Source organism: Streptomyces galbus (genome assembly GCF_005280195.1).
Classification (GTDB): Bacteria; Actinomycetota; Actinomycetes; order Streptomycetales; family Streptomycetaceae; genus Streptomyces; species Streptomyces galbus.
Genome location: NZ_SZPR01000008.1, coordinates 144,892 through 167,614 on the forward strand (window position 1 = coordinate 144,892; position 22,723 = coordinate 167,614).

18 protein-coding genes are annotated in these 22,723 nt (G+C 72.4%); 13 read left to right on the plus strand and 5 right to left on the minus strand.

Annotated features, from left to right (window positions below):
• Nucleotides 1-101: 101 nt before the first annotated feature.
• From E4U92_RS05170 to E4U92_RS05185, 4 genes are all read right to left on the minus strand, one after another.
• The gene (locus E4U92_RS05170) at nt 102-827 is read right to left on the minus strand and encodes a class I SAM-dependent methyltransferase (RefSeq protein ID WP_137299051.1); all 726 of its coding nucleotides are present in this window, start codon (nt 825-827) and stop codon (nt 102-104) included.
• A gap of 150 nt (nt 828-977) precedes the next feature.
• Nucleotides 978-3,530: an ATP-binding SpoIIE family protein phosphatase gene (locus E4U92_RS05175; RefSeq protein ID WP_137299052.1), complete on the minus strand. Its 2,553-nt coding sequence runs from the start codon at nt 3,528-3,530 to the stop codon at nt 978-980.
• Between the two features lie 182 nt (nt 3,531-3,712).
• Nucleotides 3,713-6,112, minus strand: a complete 2,400-nt coding sequence (locus E4U92_RS05180) for an MFS transporter (protein WP_229862102.1) — start codon at nt 6,110-6,112, stop codon at nt 3,713-3,715.
• 254 nt (nt 6,113-6,366) lie between these two features.
• On the minus strand, nt 6,367-6,816 hold the full coding sequence (locus E4U92_RS05185; RefSeq protein WP_137299053.1) for an SRPBCC family protein: 450 nt from the start codon (nt 6,814-6,816) through the stop codon (nt 6,367-6,369).
• A gap of 182 nt (nt 6,817-6,998) precedes the next feature.
• Between E4U92_RS05185 and E4U92_RS05190 the strand changes: the two genes are divergently transcribed.
• The 4 genes from E4U92_RS05190 (at nt 6,999) to E4U92_RS05205 (ending at nt 10,762) form a co-directional block, all read left to right on the plus strand.
• Entirely contained in the window at nt 6,999-8,075 is a 1,077-nt protein-coding gene (locus tag E4U92_RS05190; protein WP_168725034.1) for an Rv2578c family radical SAM protein, read from the plus strand.
• 84 nt (nt 8,076-8,159) lie between these two features.
• Nucleotides 8,160-8,501: a DUF6233 domain-containing protein gene (locus E4U92_RS05195; protein ID WP_137299054.1), complete on the plus strand. Its 342-nt coding sequence runs from the start codon at nt 8,160-8,162 to the stop codon at nt 8,499-8,501.
• Between the two features lie 225 nt (nt 8,502-8,726).
• The gene (locus E4U92_RS05200; protein ID WP_137299055.1) at nt 8,727-10,310 is read left to right on the plus strand and encodes an alpha/beta hydrolase; all 1,584 of its coding nucleotides are present in this window, start codon (nt 8,727-8,729) and stop codon (nt 10,308-10,310) included.
• A gap of 53 nt (nt 10,311-10,363) precedes the next feature.
• On the plus strand, nt 10,364-10,762 hold the full coding sequence (locus tag E4U92_RS05205) for a RidA family protein (protein ID WP_137299056.1): 399 nt from the start codon (nt 10,364-10,366) through the stop codon (nt 10,760-10,762).
• A 33-nt stretch (nt 10,763-10,795) separates the two neighbouring features.
• On the opposite strand, the gene E4U92_RS05210 is transcribed toward E4U92_RS05205, so the two are convergent.
• Nucleotides 10,796-11,371: an adenylosuccinate lyase gene (locus tag E4U92_RS05210; RefSeq protein WP_137299057.1), complete on the minus strand. Its 576-nt coding sequence runs from the start codon at nt 11,369-11,371 to the stop codon at nt 10,796-10,798.
• A 401-nt stretch (nt 11,372-11,772) separates the two neighbouring features.
• On the opposite strand from E4U92_RS05210, the gene E4U92_RS05215 reads away from it, so the two are divergent.
• The 9 genes from E4U92_RS05215 to pssA all read left to right on the plus strand — a co-directional run bounded on the left by E4U92_RS05215 (nt 11,773) and on the right by pssA (nt 22,699).
• A complete protein-coding gene (locus E4U92_RS05215; RefSeq protein ID WP_137299058.1) occupies nt 11,773-13,578 on the plus strand; it encodes a 3-hydroxyacyl-CoA dehydrogenase family protein in 1,806 nt (601 codons plus the stop codon).
• Nucleotides 13,579-13,714: 136 nt separating this feature from the next.
• Complete coding sequence (locus E4U92_RS05220; protein WP_229861981.1) at nt 13,715-14,524, plus strand: TetR family transcriptional regulator; 810 nt, start codon at nt 13,715-13,717, stop codon at nt 14,522-14,524.
• A gap of 412 nt (nt 14,525-14,936) precedes the next feature.
• Nucleotides 14,937-16,280 carry a crotonyl-CoA carboxylase/reductase gene (gene ccrA, locus E4U92_RS05225; RefSeq protein WP_137299060.1) on the plus strand — a complete coding sequence of 448 codons (1,344 nt, stop codon included), beginning with the start codon at nt 14,937-14,939 and terminating at the stop codon, nt 16,278-16,280.
• 19 nt (nt 16,281-16,299) lie between these two features.
• Nucleotides 16,300-18,345, plus strand: a complete 2,046-nt coding sequence (locus tag E4U92_RS05230; RefSeq protein WP_137299061.1) for a protein meaA — start codon at nt 16,300-16,302, stop codon at nt 18,343-18,345.
• A complete protein-coding gene (locus E4U92_RS05235) occupies nt 18,342-19,307 on the plus strand; it encodes an HpcH/HpaI aldolase/citrate lyase family protein (protein WP_137299062.1) in 966 nt (321 codons plus the stop codon). The genes E4U92_RS05230 and E4U92_RS05235 overlap by 4 nt, the downstream gene beginning before the upstream one ends.
• Before the next feature lie 5 nt (nt 19,308-19,312).
• Nucleotides 19,313-19,825, plus strand: a complete 513-nt coding sequence (locus E4U92_RS05240; RefSeq protein ID WP_137299063.1) for a MaoC family dehydratase — start codon at nt 19,313-19,315, stop codon at nt 19,823-19,825.
• Between the two features lie 2 nt (nt 19,826-19,827).
• Entirely contained in the window at nt 19,828-21,033 is a 1,206-nt protein-coding gene (locus tag E4U92_RS05245) for an acyl-CoA dehydrogenase family protein (protein ID WP_067230359.1), read from the plus strand.
• 171 nt (nt 21,034-21,204) lie between these two features.
• The gene (locus E4U92_RS05250; RefSeq protein WP_137299064.1) at nt 21,205-21,861 is read left to right on the plus strand and encodes a phosphatidylserine decarboxylase; all 657 of its coding nucleotides are present in this window, start codon (nt 21,205-21,207) and stop codon (nt 21,859-21,861) included.
• Nucleotides 21,848-22,699 (plus strand): CDP-diacylglycerol--serine O-phosphatidyltransferase, encoded by an 852-nt coding sequence (pssA, locus tag E4U92_RS05255; RefSeq protein ID WP_067230354.1) that lies wholly within the window; start codon nt 21,848-21,850, stop codon nt 22,697-22,699. Before E4U92_RS05250 ends, pssA begins: the two co-directional genes overlap by 14 nt.
• The last annotated feature ends 24 nt before the right edge of the window (nt 22,700-22,723 follow it).

Here is a 22,723-nt window from a genome sequence, read left to right on the forward strand (position 1 = left end):
TGCGCACGTTACGCGGGGGGACGGGGCCGCGTCACGAAGGGGGCAGGTGGGGGGCGTTCGGGTGCCGGTGGCCGCGCGCCCCGCGGCCCCCGCTCCCCGGCTCAGTCCTCGCGTCCGGCCACGAGCCAGGTGGACGGCAGGCGGACCGGGGTGCCGTCGGGGCCGGCCTCGGTCGTGGTGAGCGGCGCCCGCCCCGAGGCGAGGACGGTCAGGCCGGCGGCGCTCAGGTAGCGCGGCACCGCGTCGTCGGCGACCTCGCCGGGCGCTATGCCGTGGCGGAATATGGGCGCCAGTTTCGGCGGGGGGCCGGACGGACCCTGGGCCAGTCCCCCGAGCACGGGCCGTGCCGCCTCGGACAGTTCGACGAGGAGCACGCGTCCGCGGCGTCCCACGAGCGTGGCGATCCCGTCGACCAGGGGCTGCCGGTCGTCGGGGTCGCACTGGTGCAGCACGCCGCGCATGTACACGTTGGCGTCGCCGAGTTCGGCGTGGAGCGCCTCCGTCTCGCCCTGGTCGGCGGCGTTCAGCAGCCGGTACGCCGCCCGTCCGGCGGGGTCGGCGCGGCGGGCGTGGTCCAGGGCGGCGGCGGCCAGGTCGACGCCGACGACGTGGGGGAAGCGGCCGGCGAGGAAGCGGGTCTGGGTGCCGTTGCCGCAGCCGAGGTCCACCCACGGCAGTGCGCCGTCGAGCAGATGGGGTTCGAGCAGGGGCAGGTGGAGGGCGGCGGTGAGCGCCGGGTCCGCGTCCCAGAACACCTCCCCGGGTGCGCCGGGCGCCTCGCGCCAGAAGCCTTCCCAGGCCTCCCGGTACCGACTGCTCACGCTCATGCCCGACTCCCCGGGGTGCACGGCCGATCCGTCGTGGGTGACGGTCCCGTACGGTCTATCGCCCCGGGGGCGCACGGACAAGCGCCCGGCGCACAACTTCACGTCCTTCACGCGCTGTTCGTGCCCTGGGCGCCGCGATTCCCCGTTCCCTCAGCGGCGCGGCAGGGTCAGCTCGAACCAGACCGTCTTCCCGGCGCCGGTACGGCTGGTGCCCCACTCGCGGGCCAGGGCGCTGACCACGCGCAGTCCGCGTCCGGCCGCCGCCTCGGGCCCGGCGTTGCGCAGGACGGGCAGCTCGTGGTCGTCGTCGTCCACCTCGCACAGCAGCGTGTCGCCGCGCACCAGCCGGACCTCGACCGGGCGGGCGCGGGTGTGCCGCACGGCGTTGGTGACCAGTTCGCTGACCATCAGCTCAGCCGGGTCCGCGAGCCGGGGCAGGCCCCAGTCGTGGAGCTGCTCGCGCACGACGGCGCGGGCGCGCCCGACCTGGGCGGGCTCGGGCGGGAAACGCCACTCGGCGACGTCCTGCGGGGCGATGCCGTTGAGGCGCGCCATCAGCAGGGCCACGTCGTCCTTGCGGCCGCCGCGGGTGTTCAGGGCGCGGATGATGGTGTCGCAGGCGTCGTCCATGGAGGCCGCCGGGTGGGCGGCCGAGGCGCACAGGGTCGCCAGGCCCACCCCGATGTCCTCGCCGCGCATCTCCACCAGACCGTCGGTGCACATCACCAGCCGGTCGCCGGGCTCGACGGGCACCCGGACCGTCTCGAAGGGCACCCCGCCGACGCCGATGGGGGCGCCGGTGGGCAGCTCCAGCAGTTCGCTGCGGCCGTCCTCGGCGCGCACCAGCACGGGCGGGATGTGACCGGCGTTGGCCAGGTGCAGCACGCCCGCGATCGGGTCGTAGACGGCGTACAGGCAGGTCGCGAGGTAGCCGTCGCCGAGGCGCTGGGCGAGGTCGTCGAGGTTGCGCAGCAACTGGGCGGGCGGCAGGTCGAGGGCGGCCATGGTCTGCACGGCCGTCCGCAACTGGCCCATCATCGCGGCCGAGTTGAGGCCGTGGCCCATCACGTCGCCGACGACCAGCGCGGTGCGGGCGCCGGGGAGCTTCACCGAGTCGAACCAGTCGCCGCCGACCCGGCCGAGGAGCGTGCCGGGCAGGTAGCGGGTGGCGATGTCGCAGCCCGTCCGGTGCGGCGGGATGTGCGGCAGCATGCTGTCCTGGAGGGTCTCGGCGACGCTCTGCTGGTACGTGTACATGCGGGCGTTGTCCAGGACGAGGCCCGCGCGGGCGGCGAGTTCGGCGCCGGTGACCTTGTCCATGTCGTTGAACTCGGCGCGCTCGGGGTGGCGCAGCAGGATCATGAAGCCGAGGACGACGTTGCGGGCCTTCAGCGGCACGACCAGCATCGAACGGCCGGTGATCAGGGGCCGGATGTCGCGCTTGTCGAACTGCGAGGCGATGGCGTGGCCGAGCTGCTCGCTGATCCGCGGCACCAGGACGGGCTCGCCGGTCGTCATGCACTGGAAGAACGGGGTGTGCGCGGGGAACGGCATCGCCTCGCCGACGGGCACGACGTCGTCCCAGCGGCCGGGTTCGTCGGTGTGTTCGAGGGCCACCCGGTGCCACAGGGTGGTCGTGTCGGGCACCCCCTCGGCGAACCCCTCCCCGGCGACGACCTGTTCGCGCAGGTAGGTGCCGGCGACGTCGGTGAAGCGGGGCACGACGGCCTTGCTGACCTCGACGATGGTGCGGGCGAGGTCGAGCGAGGTGCCGATCCGGCCGCTGACCTCGTTCAGGAACTCCAGGCGCTCGCGGACGGCGGCGTGCTCCAGGTCCTCGGCCTCGTCGGCGAGGTCGTCCGGTATCGGCAGGCCCTCGGCGGCGGCCCGGGCCGCCCGCTCGCGGCGCGCCCGGCGCTCCACCCGGCGCGAGACGCCCCAGTCCGGGGTGACCGGGACGCGCGCGTTCTGGCTGAACTCCAGGACCGGGTAGCCCAGTTCGAGGACCTGGGAGACGATGCGGGCGCTCTCCCCGACGCTCATGCTGGGCAGGATCTCAGGGAGCCTCGCGGCGAGGTCCTCGGCGCCGGGGAAGTCGGTGTGCAGGGCGAAGCCGGGCGCGATCCACTCCACGGCGAACGGATCGCCGACGCCCCCGGGGCCCCCGGCACCGTCCGTGCCGTCGCCGTCGCCGTGGCCGTCACCGCCCCCGCCGTCCCGCTCGTGCAGTGCGGCCGCGTCCGCGGCGAGCACCAGCAGCCGCTCCCGGCCGGGCCCGACGAGCGGGTAGGCCCACCACAGCACGTCGACGCGGTCGCCGGGGTCCACGGGCGGCCGGTCCTCGCGGCGGGGCACGGACAGCCGGGCGCGGCCCGCGGCCGGGTAGGACAGGCCGTGGTCGAGCGAGCTGCCCAGACCGGGACCGAGCCCGTCGAGGGCGGCGAAGTCGTCGTACGGGAGGTCGTCGTCCACCTCGGGCAGCACGCCGGAGACGGGCAGCAGGTCGACCGCGGGCTCTCCGACGGCCTCCTCCCTGGGGACGCCGAACAGCCGTCGGGCGCCGCTGCTCCAGTGCGACACGAGGCCCTCGCGGTCCACCACGACCACGGCCAGCGGGACGCGTCCGGCGTCCGCGGGGTCCCCCGGCCCTGCGGTGTCCGTTCCGCGGCTGGGAGGCGTTTCCCTCTCGGTGCCACGGTCCATGGCCCAGGCCCTCTCTCCCCAGAGCTGTGCAAGATCTGTTCCGCTGGGCCCACCGTACGGCGCGGGTGTGGCGTGTGTGCGTCAATCCCGGAATTGTTTCGACCGTGGTCCGGCGGGGTAGGCCGTGCCGTCCGGGCGCCTGCCGGGCCGGGCGGCGGGAGCGCTCCCGCCGCCGGGCGGTGTCAGTCCTCGTGGCCGAGCTGCAGGTCACGCTCGGTGCGGCCGCCGCCGGCGACCTGGAGGACGGTCGCGACCGGCGGGTAGCCGGCGGCGATCACGGTGTACTCGCCGGACGACAGGTCGACGAAGCGGAACGTGCCGTCGGGGCCCGTGGTGAGGGTGTCCACGACGTTGCCCGCCGCGTCCAGCAGCGTCACGCGGGCGTCCTCCACCGGCCGGCCCCCGCTCGCGCGGACGGTGCCGCGCAGCACCGCGCCGCCGGCGAGTTCGATGTCCTGGCGGGTCTCGCGGGAGGCCTGCACGCTGACCGGGAGCGCGGCCGGGCGGAAGGCGGGCGCGCTGGCCGCCAGGGTGTACTCGCCGGCGACCAGTTCGGTGATGACGTAGCCGCCCTCGCGTGCGCTGCGGGTGCTGGCGACGACCTCGCCGTGGACGTTGGTGAGGGTGACGGTGGCGTCGCGCACCGGGGTGCCGTCGGCGGTGACGACGCTGCCGGCGAGGCGTCCGGCGCCGCCGAGGACGACGTCCAGCTCGACGGGGCGCTCGCCGACGGTGACGGAGACGGCCTGCGGCTGGTGCCCGCCCGCGGCGGCGATCAGGACGTACGAACCGGAGCCGGGCGCGGCCAGCGCGTACCGTCCGTCTTCCCCGCTCGCGCCGCGTCCGACCTGCTGCCCGGCGACGTCGATGAGGGTGAGGGCCGCGCGGGGCACCACGGTCCCGTCGGAGTGCTGGACCGTGCCGCAGACGGCGACGCCGGGCGTCTGCGGCGCCCGGGAGGCGACGGGGGTGCCGCCGCCCGCGGGGTGCGGGACGGTCTGCGGGTGCGGGTGGGTCACGGGCTCGGTCTCCGTCCCGGTGGTGGGCGTGTGGGCGGTCGCGGCGGCGGTGTTCACCAGGGGGGTCTCCTTGAGGAAGAAGGCGAGGAGCAGGCCGAGCAGGAGGACCGGCACCAGGTAGAGGAAGATCCTCGGCATGGCGTCGGCGTAGGCGTGGATGTAGGCGTCGCGCAGCGCCGGGGGCAGGGTGTGCACGAGCTGGGGGGTGATCGACTCGGCGTCGGGCAGCGCGGCGCCCGTGCGGGCGGGCAGCCGGTCGGCGAGGGCGTCGGCGAGCCGGTCGGCGAAGAGGGTGCCGAAGACGGCGGCGCCCACGCTGCCGCCGATCTGGCGGAAGTAGTTGTTGGCGCTGGTGGCGGTGCCGAGGTCGGCGGGGCGCACGGAGTTCTGCACGGCGAGGATCAGGACGGGCATCACCATGCCGATGCCGGCACCCAGCACGGCCATCGACAGGCTGTACTGCAGCCGGGGGGTGTCGACCTCCAGGCGGGAGAGCAGCCACATGCCGGTCGCGGCGAGCGCCGAGCCGAGGATCGGGTAGGGCCGGTAGCGGCCGGTGTGGCTGATGAGCTGCCCGGAGACGATGGACGCCACGACGATGCCGCCCATCATGGGCAGCATCAGCAGCCCCGACTCGGTGGCGGAGGCGCCGTCCACCATCTGCAGGAAGGTCGGCAGGTAGCTCGCGGCGCCGAACAGCGCGACGCCGATGACGAGGCCCACCAGGCCGGTGACGGTGAAGACGGAGTCGCGGAACAGCCGCAGCGGCATGAGGGGTTCGGCGGCGAAGCGCTCGGCGACGAGGAAGAGCGCGGTGGCGAGGACCGCTCCGGCGCCGAGGCCGAGGATGACGCGCGAGTCCCAGGCGTGCTCGGTGCCGCCCCAACTGGTCAGCAGGACCAGGCAGGTGGAGGCGGCCGCGAGCAGCAGCGTGCCGACGACGTCGAACCGCGGCCGGGTGCGGGGCTTGGGGAGCTTCAGCACGGTGGCGACGACGGCGAGGGTCACCAGTCCGAAGGGGACGTTGATGTAGAAGCACCAGCGCCAGGACAGGTGGTCGGTGAAGTAGCCGCCGAGCAGGGGCCCGGCCACCGAGGCCAGGCCGAACGCGGCGCCGATGAGGCCCATGAAGCGGCCGCGCTGCCGGGGCGGCACGATGTCCGCGATGATCGCCTGGACGCCGATCATCAGCCCGCCCGCGCCGACGCCCTGGACCGCCCGGAAGGCGATGAGCTGGTCCATGGTCTGTGCCCGGCCGGCGAGTCCGGAGCCGATGACGAAGACGACGATGGCGAACTGGAAGACGCCCTTGCGGCCGAGGAGGTCACCTAGCTTGCCGTAGACCGGCAGGCCGACGGTGGCGGTGAGCAGGTAGGCGGTGATCGCCCAGGACATCTTGTCCAGGCCGTGGAGTTCGCCGACGATCCTGGGCAGGGCGGTCGCGACGATCATCTGCTCCAGCGCCGCCAGCAGCAGCGCGAGCATCAGCGCGAAGAAGACCAACCGCACCCGGCGGGTGCCGGGTTCGGGCGCCGGGGGCGCCGTGTCGGACGGGAGGCCCACCGCGTCCGGCGCGGCCGCCGCCCCGGTCGCCCGGCCCTCCCGGGCCGCCCCCGCGGTTCCCGCCCCGGCGTCCCGCTCCAGTGTGCTCCCGCGCACCTGCCGCTCCCCTCGTCGCACCTGCCGCACAATTCCCGCGTAAAGCGACAACTCCGAGCAAGCACGACGAGTTACGGCGTCGAACCGGTCCGAAAGGAGAACCACTCGAACCGGTGACGGGGGTCAGCGGAGCCCAACCCCCAAGGAAGGGGCGGAGGTTACGCCGGCTTCTCGACCTCGGCGGCGAGCCGGGCGAGGATCGCGTCATAGATCCGGCCGAGCCCCTTGGGCGCGAAGGTCTTCTCGAAGAAGCCGCCGATGCCGCCGGCGCCCTGCCAGGTGGTGGTCACCACGACCCGGGAGCGGCCCTCGCCCGCGGGCGTGACGCGCCAGGTGGTGACCATGGAGGAGTTGCGGTCCTTCTCGACGAGCTCGCCGTCGGTCGGCTCGCTGACCTCCAGGAGGCAGTCGCGCACCCGCTTGCTGGTGGCCTGGAGCTTCCAGTGCACCAGGGTGCCCTCGCCGTCGCCGCCCTCGCGCACCTCGTACTCGCTGAACTGCTCGGGCAGCAGCTTGCCGCGCGTGCCGCTGTAGTCGGCGATCGCGTCGAACACCGTCTCCGGGTCCGCCGCGACGACCCGTTCCGTCGTGGCCTCGACCTGCGCCATTGAGTTCCTCCACGTCCTGGTTTCTCGGGGCTGGGGCAAGCCAACCACCCCAGCCGTCGGCCGCCCAAATCGGGGCCCCGCAAGCGGCCGGCGCGGGCCCTCGCGGAGCGCCCGCCGAAAGCACGCGCACGATCATGGGAACAGATGTTCTATTGTGGGGTCCGCGCTACCGAGGAGGCGTCATGCGCTGGGAGAACCTCACAGTGGAACCCGCGGAACCCGCGGAACCCGCAGAGCCCGCGGGTTCCGGTCACGGCCGGGCCGACGCCGCGCTGTTCGGCGCGGACGCGGTCACCACCCGCACGTTCGACACGCCGGAGTTCCGCGGCATCACGTTCCACGAGATCCGGGCCCGCTCGATCCTGAACCGGGTGCCGGGCGCCTCGCGCATGCCCTTCGAGTGGACGGTCAACCCCTACCGCGGCTGCACGCACGCGTGCGTCTACTGCTTCGCCCGCAAGACGCACAGCTACCTGGACCTCGACACCGGGATCGGCTTCGACACCCAGATCGTGGTCAAGGTCAACGCCCCGGAGGTGCTGCGGCGCCAGCTCGCCTCGCCCCGCTGGCACGGCGACCACGTGGCGATGGGCACCAACGTCGACTGCTACCAGCGCGCCGAGGGCCGCTACCGGCTGATGCCGGGCATCCTGTCGGCGCTGCGCGACCGGGCGAACCCGTTCTCCATCCTCACCAAGGGCACGCTGATCCTGCGCGACCTCGACCTGCTGCGCCAGGCCGCGGACGTCACCGACGTGGGCGTCTCCGTCTCGGTCGGCTTCACCGACCGCGAGCTGTGGCGGACCGTCGAGCCCGGCACCCCGGCCCCCGAGCGGCGCCTGGAGGTGGTGCGCACCCTCACCGACCACGGACTGGGCTGCGGTGTCCTGATGGCGCCGGTGATCCCCTTCCTCGGCGACGAGCCGGCCCAGCTGCGCGCCACCGTACGGGCGATCGCGACCGCCGGGGCCACCTCGGTCACCCCGCTGGTGCTGCACCTGCGGCCGGGGGCCCGCGAGTGGTTCATGGCGTGGCTCGGGCAGCACCACCCGCACCTGGTGCGGCGCTACGAGCGGCTCTACGCGGACGGCGCCTACGCCCCGACCTGGTACCAGCGGCGGATCACCCGCCAGGTCCACGACCTCGCGCGGGAGTACGGCATCGGCCCCGCGCGCGCGGGGATGCCCCGCCGGATCGCCCGGCCGGAGCCGGCCGCGGAGCCGGAGCCGTCCGGACCGACCCAGCTCACCCTGCTGTGAGCCCCGTCCGCCGGGCCGGCCCGTCCCGGCGCGCTCCGGACCCCACCGGGCCGGCCCGGCTCCCCCTGCCCTAAAATCGAACGTGTGAACGATCCCGGTCCGTCGCGTCTCGCACTGCTGCGCTTCCTCGAGCGCGTGCAGCAGCGTGACCTGGAGCGCACCCGCTGGTGGATCGCCCAGGAGGAGCGCCGGGAGGCCGAGCGGCAACGCGGCGTCGAGGCCCGCCCACCCGCACCGGAGTGGGTCCTGGAGCTGGGGCTGAACCGCGACACGCGAGCGGCGTACGTCCACGTCGGCGACTGCTGGAACGCCGCCCGGCGCAGCCGGGGCATCAGCAGGGAGCAGGCGCTGCGCGCCCTGGCCGAAGGGGTGAGGGCCTGCCCGCACTGCCGGCCCGACAGCGCGCTCGGCTACCAGGAGGGCTGACCGGCGGACGCCCCGCGGGCCCTGACGTGCCGCCAGGCCCCCGGACATCCCGGGTCGGGCCCGACTCGTCCGGACGCGGCCGCTCTCGGGCGCGTTCGACGGCATCGCGCGGCCCGATCGGGTCAACAATCGGCGGAACGGGTTCGTCCGCGCGCGCCGTCCGGAACGATGCGGCGAGGGCCGTGACCCACGCGGTCCGCTCACCCTCCGTCCTGGGAGGACCGGATGAGAAAACGCGCAGCCGTGCTGTGCGGTGCCGCCGCCGTCGTCGTGGCCGGGACCCTCACCGCCGTGCCCGCCGACGCCAGCCCGTCGCACCCGCCGCAGACCGCCCGAGCGGCCCAGCTCACCTGGAAGAAGTGCGGCACGGACGACTACCCGACCCTGCAGTGCGCGTCCCTGAAGGTGCCGCTGGACCACGCCCGTCCACGGGGCCGGCAGATCACCCTGGCGCTGTCCCGGGTGCCGCACACCTCCTCGACGTACCAGGGACCGCTGCTGGTCAACCCGGGCGGGCCCGGCGGCAGCGGGCTCTCCCTCGCCGGGTTCGTCGCCTCGGCGCTGCCCAAGGCGGTGGCGTCCCAGTACGACGTCGTCGGCTTCGACCCGCGCGGGGTGGGCAAGAGCACGCCCGCGCTGGACTGCCGGCCCGGCCACTTCGACCCGGTCCGCCCGGACTCGCTGCCGCTGAGCCGGCCCGTCGAGCGGGCCGGCGTCCAGCGCGCCAAGGCCTTCGCCGCGGCCTGCGGCAGCAAGTACGCGAGCGTGCTGCCGTTCCTGAACACCCCCGACACGGCGCGGGACATGGACGCGATCCGCCGGGCCCTGGGCGCGCGCAAGCTGAACTACTTCGGCTACTCCTACGGGACCTACCTGGGCGCCGTGTACGCCAAGCTGTTCCCGGAGCGGGTGCGGCGCCTGGTGCTGGACTCGATCGTCGACCCGAGCGGCGTCTGGTACGAGGACAACCTCGCCCAGGACCGCGCCTTCGACGACCGCCACCGCGCCCTGATGGCGTGGATCGGGGAGCACGACGCCACGTACCACCTCGGCACCGACCCCGGGCGGATCGAGGCCCGTTGGTACGCGATGCGGACGGCGCTGGCCAAGCAGCCGGCGGGCGGCACCGTGGGCGCGTCGGAGCTGGAGGACACCTTCCTGCCGGGCGGCTACTACAACGGGTACTGGCCCTACCTCGCCGAGGCGTTCGCCGCGTACGTCAACGACGGCGACACCGAGCCGCTGGTGGACGCGTACGCGAACTTCGCGGCGGTGGACGCCTCCGGCGACAACGGCTACAGCGTCTACACCGCCGTGCAGTGCCGGGACGCGGCCTGGCCGCGCACCTGGTCGCGCTGGCGGGCGGACAACTGGGCGGTGTACGGCAAGGCGCCGTTCATGACCTGGAACAACGCCTGGTACAACGCGCCCTGCGCGTTCTGGCCGACCTCCTCGCTGCGCCCGGTCGACGTGGCCAACCGCAAGCTCCCGCCGGTGCTGCTGTTCCAGGCGACGAACGACGCGGCCACCCCGTACGAGGGCGGTGCGCTGGTGCACCGGATGCTGCGCGGCTCGAGCCTGGTGGTCGAGCAGGGCGGCGGCAACCACGGCATCACCCTGAGCGGCAACGCCTGCCTGGACGACCACCTGGCCAGGTACCTCGCCGACGGCACGGTGCCGCGCGGCTCGGGCGAGGCCGACGCGGTCTGCGCGGCGCTGCCCGATCCGCAGCCGCTGAGCACCGAGGCCGCCGCCTCCGGTGCGGCCCGCGGCTCCACGCTGCACCGCCTGCTGGGCTTCCGCGGCTGAGGAGCGCCGGGGGCGGGGACCGCGCGTCGGACCCGTGATCCATCATGGGAGGCATGAGCCGACCGACGAGGATCCCCGCCCCCGAAGGGGTCGCACCCGCCGCCCAGTACGCGCACGTCGTGACGGCCACGGGCCGGCTCGTCGCGGTCTCCGGGCAGCTCCCGCTGGACGAACACGGCGCGCTCGTCGGCGAGGGCGACCCGGCGGCCCAGGCCCGGCAGGTCTTCGAGAACCTCCGCCGCTGTCTGGCCGCCGCCGGAGCGACCTTCGACGACGTCGTCAAACTCACCTGCTTCGTCACGGACATGGCCCACATGCCGGCCGTGCGCGAGGCCCGCGCCGCGCACCTGCCCGACGAGCACCTGCCCGCCTCCTCGGCCGTCCAGGTCGCGGCCCTGGTCCGCCCGGAGTTCCTGCTGGAGGTGGAGGCCCTGGCGGTGGTGGCCGACTGACGCCACCGGCCGCACCCCTGAGCAGGTGTGTCCCTACCTCTGCCGCGGGATGCGCGCCAGCGCGTGCACCGCCGCCTCGGCGAGGGGCGGGTGGGCGAGTGCCTCGGTGAGGACCGGGCGGGCGCGGGTGTCGGCCAGGGCACCGAGCCCCTCCACGCAGGCCAGGGCCACCCGCCGGTAGGGGTCGTGCGGGCGCAGGCGCCGCCGCAGCGTGGTGATCAGGGCCGGCACGGCCTCCGGGGCCCGCAGGTCGACCAGCAGCCGCACCGGGTGCAGGGCGTAGGCCACGCGCAGCTCGTTGGTGGCGAGCGCGGCCGCGGCGCGGGCGGTGCGGGGGTCGCCGAGGCGGGCGAGGGCGTGGGCGGCGGAGGCGCAGCGCGGCGGGTCGCGGTGGTTGAGCAGCAGGACGAGGGTCTCGAACGATCGCCGGTCCCCGGCCAACCCCAGGCGGAACGCGGCCAGTTCCCGGGCCCACAGCGGCTGCCCCGGCGCGGTGAGCACCCCGGCGAGCACCTCGGCGTCCCCGGTGGCGGCGAGGTGCTCGAAGTCCGCCGTGCCGCCCGACTCCCGCCGTAAGCGCTCCGTGAGTGATCGCAACTCTTCGTCCATGACGCCGAGCGTAGGCGGCCTGGGCGGACCGCAGGAGGCAGATCACACACTTGAGTCCGGCTCGGATCCGGCTGGGGTCTGGCGCGCTCGTTACTCGCCGGTTAAGCTCAGACGAGCGAGTCACCCACTCGCAGCAACGCCTCACGACGGCCTGGTGACGCAGCCGTCGGGAGCAGCAGTCGGTTCGGTGCCTCAGGTACCGCAGTACGACCAGGCCCCGGGACAGGGCCGGTCGGATCCCCTTCCGTTCATCGGCCGGGCGTGTGCGCGCCCGCGGTGACGGCAGGACCGGGCGTGTGCGCTCGCAGCCCGAAGACACCCGCATCCCTCACGCACCCGGTGCGCCGCCTCGGCGCACCGGGGGGCGTTCCCAGTCGTCACCCTCATCCTGGAGTCCCGCGATGGCCACTCCCCAGTCCGACTCGTCCCTGTCCCCCCTCCGTACCGTCGCCGTCGTCGGCCTCGGCACCATGGGCACCGGCATCACCGAGGTGCTGGCCAAGGCCGGCCGCCAGGTCATCGGCATCGACATCAGCGGGGCCCAGGCCGCGCGGTCCGTCGCCGCCCTGGAGTCCTCCACCGCCCGCGCCGTCGAGCGCGGCCGGCTCACCGAGCAGGAGCGCGCCGACGTCCTCGCCCGGGTGACCACCTCCACCGACCTGCGGGCGGCGGCCGACGCCGACCTGGTCATCGAGGTGACGCCGGAGTCGTACGAGGTCAAGCAGCAGGTCTTCCGCGAGCTCGACGCGATCGTGCGCCCCACGGCCGTCCTGGCGACCGGCACCAACGCCCTGTCCGTGACCCGGCTGGCCGCCGACTCGGCCCGCCCGGAGCGGGTGCTGGGCCTGCACTTCTTCAACCCGGCCCCGGCCATGAAGCTGGTCGAGGTCGTCTCCTCCGTGCTGACCGCGCCGCAGGCCGTCGCCGCGGTCACCGACCTCGCCCTCGAACTGGGCAAGGAACCGGTCGCGGTCGGCGACCGCCCGGGGTTCGTCGCGGACGGGCTGCTGTTCGGCTACCTCAACCAGGCCGCCGCGATGTACGAGTCCAAGTACGCCTCCCGCGAGGACATCGACGCCGCGATGCGGCTGGGCTGCGGCCTGCCGATGGGCCCGCTCGCCCTGCTGGACCTGATCGGCGTCGACACCGCCCGCACCGTCCTGGACGCCATGTACGCCGAGTCCCACGACCGGCTGCACGCCCCGGCGCCGATCCTGAAGCAGCTCAGCGAGGCGGGCCTGACCGGCCGCAAGACGGGCCGCGGCTTCTACACCTACGAGGCCCCCGGCAGCGCCACCGTCGTGCGGGACGCGCTGACCCCGACGCAGGGTGCCGCGGCCACGCCGGGCCGCCCGGTGCGCTCGGTCGGCGTCGCGGGCTCGGGCACCATGGCCTCCGGCATCGCGGAGGTGTTCGCCAAGGCGGGCTACGACGTCGTCCTGGCCGCCCGCAGCGAGGAGAAGGCCGAGGCCGCGCGGGCCCGCATCGGCAAGTCCCTGGCGCGCTCCGTCGACAAGGGACGGATGACGGCCGAGACGGCCGCGAAGACCCTGGACCGGATCACCCCGGCGGGCTCCTACGACGCCTTCGCCGACGTGGACCTCGCGGTCGAGGCGGTCGCCGAGGACCTGGACGTGAAGCGGCAGTTGTTCGAGGCGCTGGACAAGGTGTGCAAGCCGGGCGCGATCCTGGCCACCACCACCTCCTCGCTGCCGGTCGTCGCCTGCGCCCGGGCCACCTCGCGTCCCCAGGACGTGATCGGCATGCACTTCTTCAACCCGGCGCCGGCCATGAAGCTGGTCGAGGTGGTCCGCACGGTGCTGACCGCCGACGACGTCCACGCGACGGTCCGCGAGGTGTGCGGGACGATCCGCAAGCACGCCGTGGACTGCGGTGACCGGGCCGGGTTCATCGTGAACGCGCTGCTGTTCCCCTACCTCAACAACGCGGTCAAGATGGTCCAGGAGCACTACGCCTCGCTCGACGACATCGACGCGGCGATGAAGCTGGGCGGCGGCTACCCGATGGGCCCCTTCGAGCTGCTGGACGTGGTCGGGCTCGACGTCTCGCTGGCCATCGAGCGGGTGCTGCACCGCGAGTTCCGCGACCCCGGGCTCGCCCCGGCCCCGCTGCTCGAGCACCTGGTGGCCGCGGGCTGCCTCGGCCGCAAGACCGGCCGGGGCTTCCGCGAATATGCCCGGCGCTGACCGGCCCGGCGGCCGGTTCCCGGCGGACACGGACTGGGGCGGTCTGCTGGGCCCGGCCGCCCCTCCCCCGCCCCCGCCGGGCGGGGGAACCGCCGGAGCGGCGCACCGAGCTGCGGACATGCAGTACGTTCGGGTCATGTCCCAGCCCGCCAAGTCCTCACGTACCCCCGCCACGCCCGACGCCCCGGAGAGCGCCGCGGGCAGCCGCGCGGCCGCCCAGCGGCTCAAGATGCGCCGGGAACTGGCGGCCGCGGCGATGGAGTTGTTCGCGACCAAGGGGTACGAGGCGACCACCGTCGACGAGATCGCGGCCGCGGCCGGGGTCGCCCGCCGCACGTTCTTCCGCCACTTCCGCTCCAAGGAAGAGGCGATCTTCCCCGACCACGACGACACCCTGATCCGCGCCGAGGCGGTGCTCAACGCCGCGCCCGCGCACGAGCACCCGCTGGACACGGTGTGCCGCGGCATCAAGGAGGTCATGAAGATGTACGCGGCCCGGCCGGACATCTCGGTCGCCCGCTACAAGCTCACCCGTGAGGTCCCCACCCTGCGCGAGGCGGAGATCGCGTCGGTGGCCCGCTACGAGCGGCTCTTCACCCGCTACCTGCTGGGGCACTTCGACGAGCACGCGCACGACGACGACGCCAACGACGACCCGCTGCTCGCGGAGGTCGCCGCCTCGGCCGTGGTGACCGCCCACAACCACGTGCTGCGGCGCTGGCTGCGCGCGGGCGGCCAGGGGGACGTGGAGGCGCAGCTCGACCACGCCTTCGCGATCGTGCGCCGCACCTTCGGGACGGGCATCGGAGCGGGCCGGTCCACGGCCCCGAGGCCGGCCCCGGCGGCGGTCTCGGCCGAGGGCGAGGTGCTGGTGACCGTGGCGCGCACGGACGCGCCGCTGCACGAGGTGATGCGGACCATCGAGCAGGCCCTCAAGGAGCGCTGAGGCAGTCCCCCGCTGTGACGACGGCCACCCTTCGGGGTGGCCGTTTTGCCATGTCAGAGGCCCTTTTCGGGGAGATCCCCGGGGCCGTTCGATCGATCATCGCTCATATGTTGCGTAAAGATTTCATCTGAGAGCAAGTTCTGGCACTGAGTGCCTTGCCAGGTGACACGGTGTGCCATACGTTGAAGGTGTCCGGGCGGCCGGCGCGCGAAGACCATGCGAACGCCGGCTGTCCCCGCAAGCCCCCTCCCGGGCTCGCGCGCCCGGACGCCTGCGTCACAGGCACCCTCCCGCGCCACCCGCGCCGCCGATCAGTCCCATCCGCCGAACCGACGGCACCCCCATCCCTCAGCAGCACCGACGTAACCCTCAGCGCCCCTCCCTCAGGGCGCTCACCGCCGGAGGCAACACCGTGACCGTGAAGGACATCCTGGACGCGATCCAGTCGCCGGAATCCACCCCCGCCGACTTCGCCGCACTGCCGCTCCCCGAGTCGTACCGCGCGATCACCGTCCACAAGGACGAGACGGAGATGTTCGCGGGCATGGCGACCCGTGACAAGGACCCGCGCAAGTCGATCCACCTCGACGAGGTGCCCGTGCCGGAACTCGGCCCGGGCGAGGCCCTGGTGGCCGTGATGGCCTCCTCGGTGAACTACAACTCGGTGTGGACCTCGATCTTCGAGCCGCTGTCCACCTTCGGCTTCCTGGAGCGCTACGGCCGCACCAACGAGCTGGCCAAGCGCCACGACCTGCCGTACCACATCATCGGCTCCGACCTCGCGGGCGTCGTCCTGCGCACCGGCCCCGGCGTCAACGCCTGGAAGCCCGGTGACGAGGTCGTCGCGCACTGCCTGTCCGTCGAGCTGGAGTCCTCCGACGGCCACAACGACACGATGCTCGACCCCGAGCAGCGCATCTGGGGCTTCGAGACCAACTTCGGCGGCCTCGCCGAGATCGCCCTGGTCAAGTCCAACCAGCTCATGCCGAAGCCGGCCCACCTCAGCTGGGAGGAGGCCGCGGCGCCGGGCCTGGTGAACTCCACCGCCTACCGCCAGCTCGTCTCCCGCAACGGCGCCGGCATGAAGCAGGGCGACAACGTGCTCATCTGGGGCGCCAGCGGCGGCCTCGGCTCGTACGCCACGCAGTTCGCGCTGGCCGGCGGCGCCAACCCGATCTGTGTCGTCTCCTCGCCGCAGAAGGCGGAGATCTGCCGGTCCATGGGCGCCGAGGCGATCATCGACCGCACCGCCGAGGGCTACAGGTTCTGGAAGGACGAGACCACCCAGGACCCCAAGGAGTGGAAGCGCTTCGGCAAGCGCATCCGCGAGCTCACCGGCGGCGAGGACATCGACATCGTCTTCGAGCACCCCGGCCGCGAGACCTTCGGCGCCTCGGTGTTCGTCACCCGCAAGGGCGGCACCATCACCACCTGCGCCTCGACCTCGGGCTACATGCACGAGTACGACAACCGCTACCTGTGGATGTCGCTGAAGCGGATCATCGGCTCGCACTTCGCCAACTACCGTGAGGCGTGGGAGGCCAACCGCCTGATCGCCAAGGGCAAGATCCACCCGACCCTGTCGAAGGTGTACTCCCTGGAGGACACCGGCCAGGCCGCCCACGACGTGCACCGCAACGCCCACCAGGGCAAGGTCGGCGTGCTGTGCCTGGCCCCCGAGGAGGGCCTGGGCGTGCGCGACGAGGAGAAGCGCGCGCAGCACATCGACGCCATCAACCGCTTCCGGAACATCTGAGGACAGCGGAGGTCCCCCCATGACTGAGCGTCAGCCCGCCGGCCGGCGGGAGAAGGACCGGCCCTGGCTCATGCGCACCTACGCCGGTCACTCCACGGCGGAGGCGTCCAACGAGCTGTACCGGCGCAACCTCGCCAAGGGCCAGACCGGTCTGTCGGTGGCGTTCGACCTGCCGACGCAGACCGGCTACGACTCCGACCACGTCCTCGCCCGCGGCGAGGTCGGCCGGGTCGGCGTGCCGGTGGCACACCTCGGTGACATGCGCCGGCTGTTCCAGGACATCCCCCTGGAGCAGATGAACACCTCGATGACCATCAACGCCACCGCCATGTGGCTGCTGGCGCTCTACCAGGTCGTCGCCGAGGAGCAGGGCGCGGACGTCACCCGGCTCCAGGGGACGACCCAGAACGACATCGTCAAGGAGTACCTGTCCCGCGGCACGCACGTGTTCCCGCCCGGGCCCAGCCTGCGCCTGACGACGGACATGATCGCGTACACGGTCTCCCACCTGCCGAAGTGGAACCCGATCAACATCTGCAGCTACCACCTGCAGGAGGCGGGCGCCACGCCGGTGCAGGAGATCGCGTACGCGATGTCCACCGCGATCGCCGTGCTGGACGCCGTGCGCGACAGCGGCCAGGTGCCGCAGGAGCGCATGGGGGACGTCGTCGGCCGCATCTCGTTCTTCGTGAACGCCGGGGTCCGGTTCGTCGAGGAGATGTGCAAGATGCGGGCCTTCGGCCGCATCTGGGACCAGGTCACCCGCGAGCGGTACGGCATCGAGAACCCCAAGCACCGCCGCTTCCGCTACGGCGTCCAGGTCAACTCCCTCGGCCTGACCGAGGCGCAGCCGGAGAACAACGTCCAGCGCATCGTGCTGGAGATGCTCGCCGTGACCCTCTCCAAGGACGCCCGCGCCCGGGCCGTGCAGCTTCCCGCCTGGAACGAGGCGCTGGGCCTGCCCCGCCCCTGGGACCAGCAGTGGTCGCTGCGCATCCAGCAGGTCCTCGCCTACGAGAGCGACCTGCTGGAGTACGGCGACCTCTTCGAGGGCTCGAAGGTGGTCGAGGCCAAGGTCGAGGAACTGGTCCAGGACTCGCTCGCGGAGATCGAGCGGATCCAGGAGATGGGCGGCGCGCTGGCCGCCGTCGAGTCGGGCTACCTGAAGTCGCAGCTCGTGGCCTCGCACGCGGAGCGCCGGGCGCGGATCGAGTCCGGCGAGGAGAAGATCGTCGGTGTGAACATCTTCGAGGGCACCGAGCCGAATCCGCTCACGGCCGACCTGGACACCGCGATCCAGACCGTCGACCCGGCGGTCGAGGCCCAGGTGATCGCCTCGCTCCAGCACTGGCGCGACACCCGCTACCAGCCGCCCTTCAACCACCCGCGCCCCTGCAAGGCGCTGGAGAAGCTGAAGGAGGCCGCGCGCGGCACCGACAACCTCATGGAGGCCACCCTGGAGTGCGCCCGCGCCGGCGTCACCACCGGCGAGTGGGCCGGGGCGCTGCGCGAGGTGTTCGGCGAGTTCCGCGCGCCGACCGGCGTGTCCTCGGCGCCCGTGGCGGTGCCCGCCGAGGAGGGCTCCCAGCTGGCCGAGGTGCGCCGCAAGGTGGAGCTGACGGCCAAGGAGCTGGAGGTGGGCAAGCTGCGCTTCCTGGTCGGCAAGCCGGGCCTGGACGGGCACTCCAACGGCGCCGAGCAGATCGCCGTGCGGGCCCGCGACGCCGGGTTCGAGGTGGTCTACCAGGGCATACGGCTCACGCCCGAGCAGATCGTGGACGCCGCCCTGGCCGAGGACGTGCACGCGGTGGGCCTGTCGATCCTGTCCGGTTCGCACGCCCAGCTCGTGCCGGACGTGCTGGAGCGGCTGCGTGTGGCCGGAGCCACAGACATCCCGGTGATCGCGGGTGGCATCATCCCTGGCGGTGACGCCGAACAGCTGCGGGCCGCCGGTGTGGCGGCGGTCTTCACCCCGAAGGACTTCGACATCACCGGCATCATCGGCCGCATCGTCGACGAGATCCGGACAGCGAACAAGCTCGACCCCCTGGAGGTCCCCGCATGACGACGCCTGTCAACCGCCTTCGCCCCCGGCGTTCCTGCCTGGCGGTGCCGGGCTCGAACCCGCGCTTCCTGGAGAAGGCGCAGGGCCTCCCGGCCGACCAGGTCTTCCTCGACCTGGAGGACGCGTGCGCCCCGCTCGCCAAGCCCGAGGCGCGGCACACCATCGTCAAGTTCCTCAACGAGGGCGACTGGACGGGCAAGACGCGCGTGGTGCGGGTCAACGACTGGACCACCGAGTGGACGTACCGCGACGTCGTCACGGTCGTCGAGGGCGCCGGGCCGAACCTCGACTGCATCATGCTGCCGAAGGTGCAGAGCGCCGAGCAGGTGGTCGCGCTGGACCTGCTGCTCACCCAGATCGAGAAGACGATGGGCTTCGAGGTCGGGCGCATCGGCATCGAGGCGCAGATCGAGAACGCGCAGGGCCTGAACAACGTCAACGCGATCGCGCAGGCCTCCCCGCGCATCGAGACGATCATCTTCGGCCCGGCCGACTTCATGGCGTCGATCAACATGAAGTCGCTGGTCGTGGGCGAGCAGCCGCCCGGCTACCCGGCGGACGCCTACCACTACATCCTGATGAAGATCCTGATGGCCGCCCGCGCCAACGACCTCCAGGCCATCGACGGTCCCTACCTGCAGATCCGCAACGTCGACGGCTTCCGCGAGGTGGCCGGCCGCGCCGCCGCGCTGGGCTTCGACGGCAAGTGGGTGCTGCACCCCGGCCAGGTCGACGCCGCCAACGAGGTCTTCTCGCCCTCGCAGGAGGACTACGACCACGCCGAGCTGATCCTGGACGCGTACGACTACTACACGTCCGAGGCGGGCGGCAAGAAGGGCTCGGCGATGCTCGGCGACGAGATGATCGACGAGGCCAGCCGCAAGATGGCCCTGGTCATCTCCGGCAAGGGCCGCGCCGCCGGCATGCAGCGCACCAGCAAGTTCGAGATCCCGGAGGCCTGAGCGCCATGCAGTTCGGACGCACCTACGAGGAGTTCGAGGTCGGGGCGACGTACAAGCACTGGCCGGGCAAGACGGTCACGGAGTACGACGACCACCTGTTCTGTCTCCTCACCATGAACCACCACCCGCTCCACCTGGACACGAATTACGCCGAGAAGACGACGGACTTCGGCAAGAACGTCGTGGTGGGCAACTACGTCTACTCCCTGCTGCTCGGCATGAGCGTGCCGGACGTCTCCGGCAAGGCCATCGCCAACCTGGAGATCGAGTCGCTGAAGCACGTGGCGCCGACCTTCCACGGCGACACCGTCTACGGCGAGACGACCGTGCTCGACAAGTGGCCGTCGAAGTCGAAGGACGACCGCGGCATCGTGCACGTCGAGACCAAGGGCTACAAGCAGGACGGCACCCTGGTGTGCGTGTTCCGCCGCAAGGTGATGGTGCCCACCGAGACGTACATCAAGGAGCGCGGCGGCGAGCAGCCCGGCCGCCCGGAGCTGCGAGAGCAGGAGAAGTAGTCATGGCGCGACTCGCCCAGACCGCCGGTCTGACCGACGTCCAGCAGGAGATCCTCTCCACCGTCCGCGACTTCGTAGACAAGGAGATCATCCCGGTCGCCACCGAGCTGGAGCACCGCGACGAGTACCCGCAGCAGATCGTGGACGGGCTCAAGGAGCTGGGCCTGTTCGGTCTGATGATCCCCGAGGAGTACGGGGGCCTGGGCGAGTCGCTCCTGACCTACGCGCTGTGCGTCGAGGAGATCGCCCGCGGGTGGATGTCGGTGTCCGGCATCATCAACACGCACTTCATCGTCGCCTACATGCTCAAGCAGCACGGCACGCAGGAGCAGAAGGACCACTTCCTGCCGAGGATGGCGGCCGGCGACGTGCGCGGCGCCTTCTCGATGTCGGAGCCGGGCCTCGGCTCGGACGTGTCGGCCATCACGTCCAAGGCGGTCAAGGACGGCGACGAGTACGTCCTGAACGGCCAGAAGATGTGGCTGACCAACGGCGGCACCTCCTCGCTCGTGGCCGTCCTGGTGCGCAGTGACGAAGGACACCCCGAGGGCACGGCGCCCCACCGGTCGATGACGACCTTCCTGGTGGAGAAGGAGCCCGGCTTCGGCGAGGTCCGTCCCGGTCTGACCATCCCGGGCAAGATCGACAAGATGGGCTACAAGGGCGTCGACACCACCGAGCTGATCATGGACGGCCTGCGGGTGCCGGCCGACCGGGTGCTCGGCGGGGTCACCGGGCGCGGTTTTTACCAAATGATGGACGGCGTGGAGGTCGGCCGGGTCAACGTCGCGGCGCGCGGCTGCGGCGTGGCCCAGCGCGCCTTCGAGCTGGGCGTCCAGTACGCCCAGCAGCGCCACACCTTCGGCAAGCCCATCGCCCAGCACCAGGCGATCCAGTTCAAGCTGGCCGAGATGGCTACCAAGGTCGAGGCCGCGCATGCGATGATGGTGAACGCGGCACGCAAAAAGGACTCCGGGGAGCGAAACGACCTCGAGGCCGGGATGGCGAAGTACCTGGCCTCCGAGTACTGCAAGGAGGTCGTGGAGGACGCCTTCCGGATCCACGGCGGCTACGGCTTCTCCAAGGAGTACGAGATCGAGCGCCTCTACCGGGAGGCCCCGATGCTGCTGATCGGTGAAGGCACCGCCGAGATCCAGAAAATGATCATCGGGCGAAGGCTGCTCGAAGAGTATCGGTTCCAGGGCTAGATGTCCGGGTTGGGGGTGTTTTCTTCGAGAAGAAGATCACACCCCGTCAACCTTCCTCAGCCGCCGACTCGGCTTCCTGGCTTACCCAGTTGTGGCCGTTAACCGCTACGATCGCCGGAAAGCCGCCGTCCCCCCGTCGAAGCGCGGCACCATCCGCTACGAAGGTCATCCATGCCCCACAGCCAAACCTCTGCACCTCGCGACAGCCTCGCCGGCGTACGCCTCGCGCGCGGAGCATCGCCGTGGCTTCTGCCGACCGTCGCCACCGCGGCCGTCAGCCTGGTCCGCGCCCGCCGCTCGGGTGCCGCCAAGGCCGTCGCCGTGCCCGCCACCGCTCTCGCGGCGGGCATGCTGTGGTTCTTCCGCGACCCCGAGCGCGAGATCGCTCAGGGCAGGGTCATCTCCCCCGCCGACGGTGTGGTGCAGAGCATCATGCCGTGGAAGGACGGACGCACCCGGGTCGCGATCTTCATGAGCCCGCTGAACGTCCACGTCAACCGCGCCCCGCTGGCCGGCACCGTGACCTCGGTCGAGCACATCCCGGGCGGGTTCGTCCCGGCGTTCAACAAGGAGAGCGAGAACAACGAGCGCGTCGTCTGGCACTTCGACACCGAGCTCGGTGACATCGAGATGATCCAGATCGCCGGCGCCGTCGCCCGCCGCATCGTCCCCTACCTGCCCCAGGGCACGAAGGTCGAGCAGGGCGAGCGCATCGGTCTGATCCGGTTCGGCTCGCGCGTGGACCTCTACCTGCCCGAGGGCGTGGAGGTCGCGGTCGAGGTCGGCCAGAAGACCGTGGCTGGGGTGACTCGCATTGACCGTGATTGACCCGGAGACGCAGGCGGGCTGGGTACCCGAGGCCGACGACGCGGACGACGAGGAGATGCCCCTCTCGCTGCGCCTGTCGATAGCGGACACCCTCACACTGGGCAACGCCACGTGCGGCTTCATGGCGGTGTACTTCACCACCACGGGCATCCTGATCCCCCACCTCACGGGTGACCAGGAGGCCGGCATGGCCCGCCACAGCGCGGCCACGGCGGTCATCCTGATGCTCTGCGCGGCGGTCTTCGACCTCTTCGACGGGCTGGTGGCGAGGAAGCTGCGCTCCTCCCCCATGGGCGCGGAGCTGGACAACCTCTCGGACCTGATCAGCTTCGGTCTGGCCCCGGCCTACTTCGTCCTGGTCTACGGCATGGTCGCCGACGACGCGCACCAGCGGGTGGCGGCGGTCGGCGCGATCGTCGTGCTGCTCGCCGTGGTGCTCAGACTCGCGCGCTTCTCGTGCGTGACGCCGCCGAACGGCATGTTCCAGGGCATGCCCTCGCCGTTCGGCGCGCTCACGGTGGTCTCCATCGTGCTGCTGGAGCTGCCGTTCGTGGCGACGCTGCTCGCCATCATCGGCACGGCCTGGCTCATGGTGAGCCGGGTGGAGTACCCCAAGCCCCGGGGCCGCCTGGCCGGCGCGATGCTCGGCTGGATCGTGCTGTCGATGGGCCTGCTGGCGGCCTGGGCGTTCGACGCCCCGAGCGGTCAGCTGCTGCTGCAGACCGGCTGCGCGCTGCAGCTCGTCATGGGAGCGGTGATCCCGCTGTTCGCCACGGCCCGCCGGGTGAACACGTTCCGCGACAACCGCCGCGAGGCGCGGGCGGCCCAGCTCCCGTAGCGGCCGCCGTCGTACGACATGAGG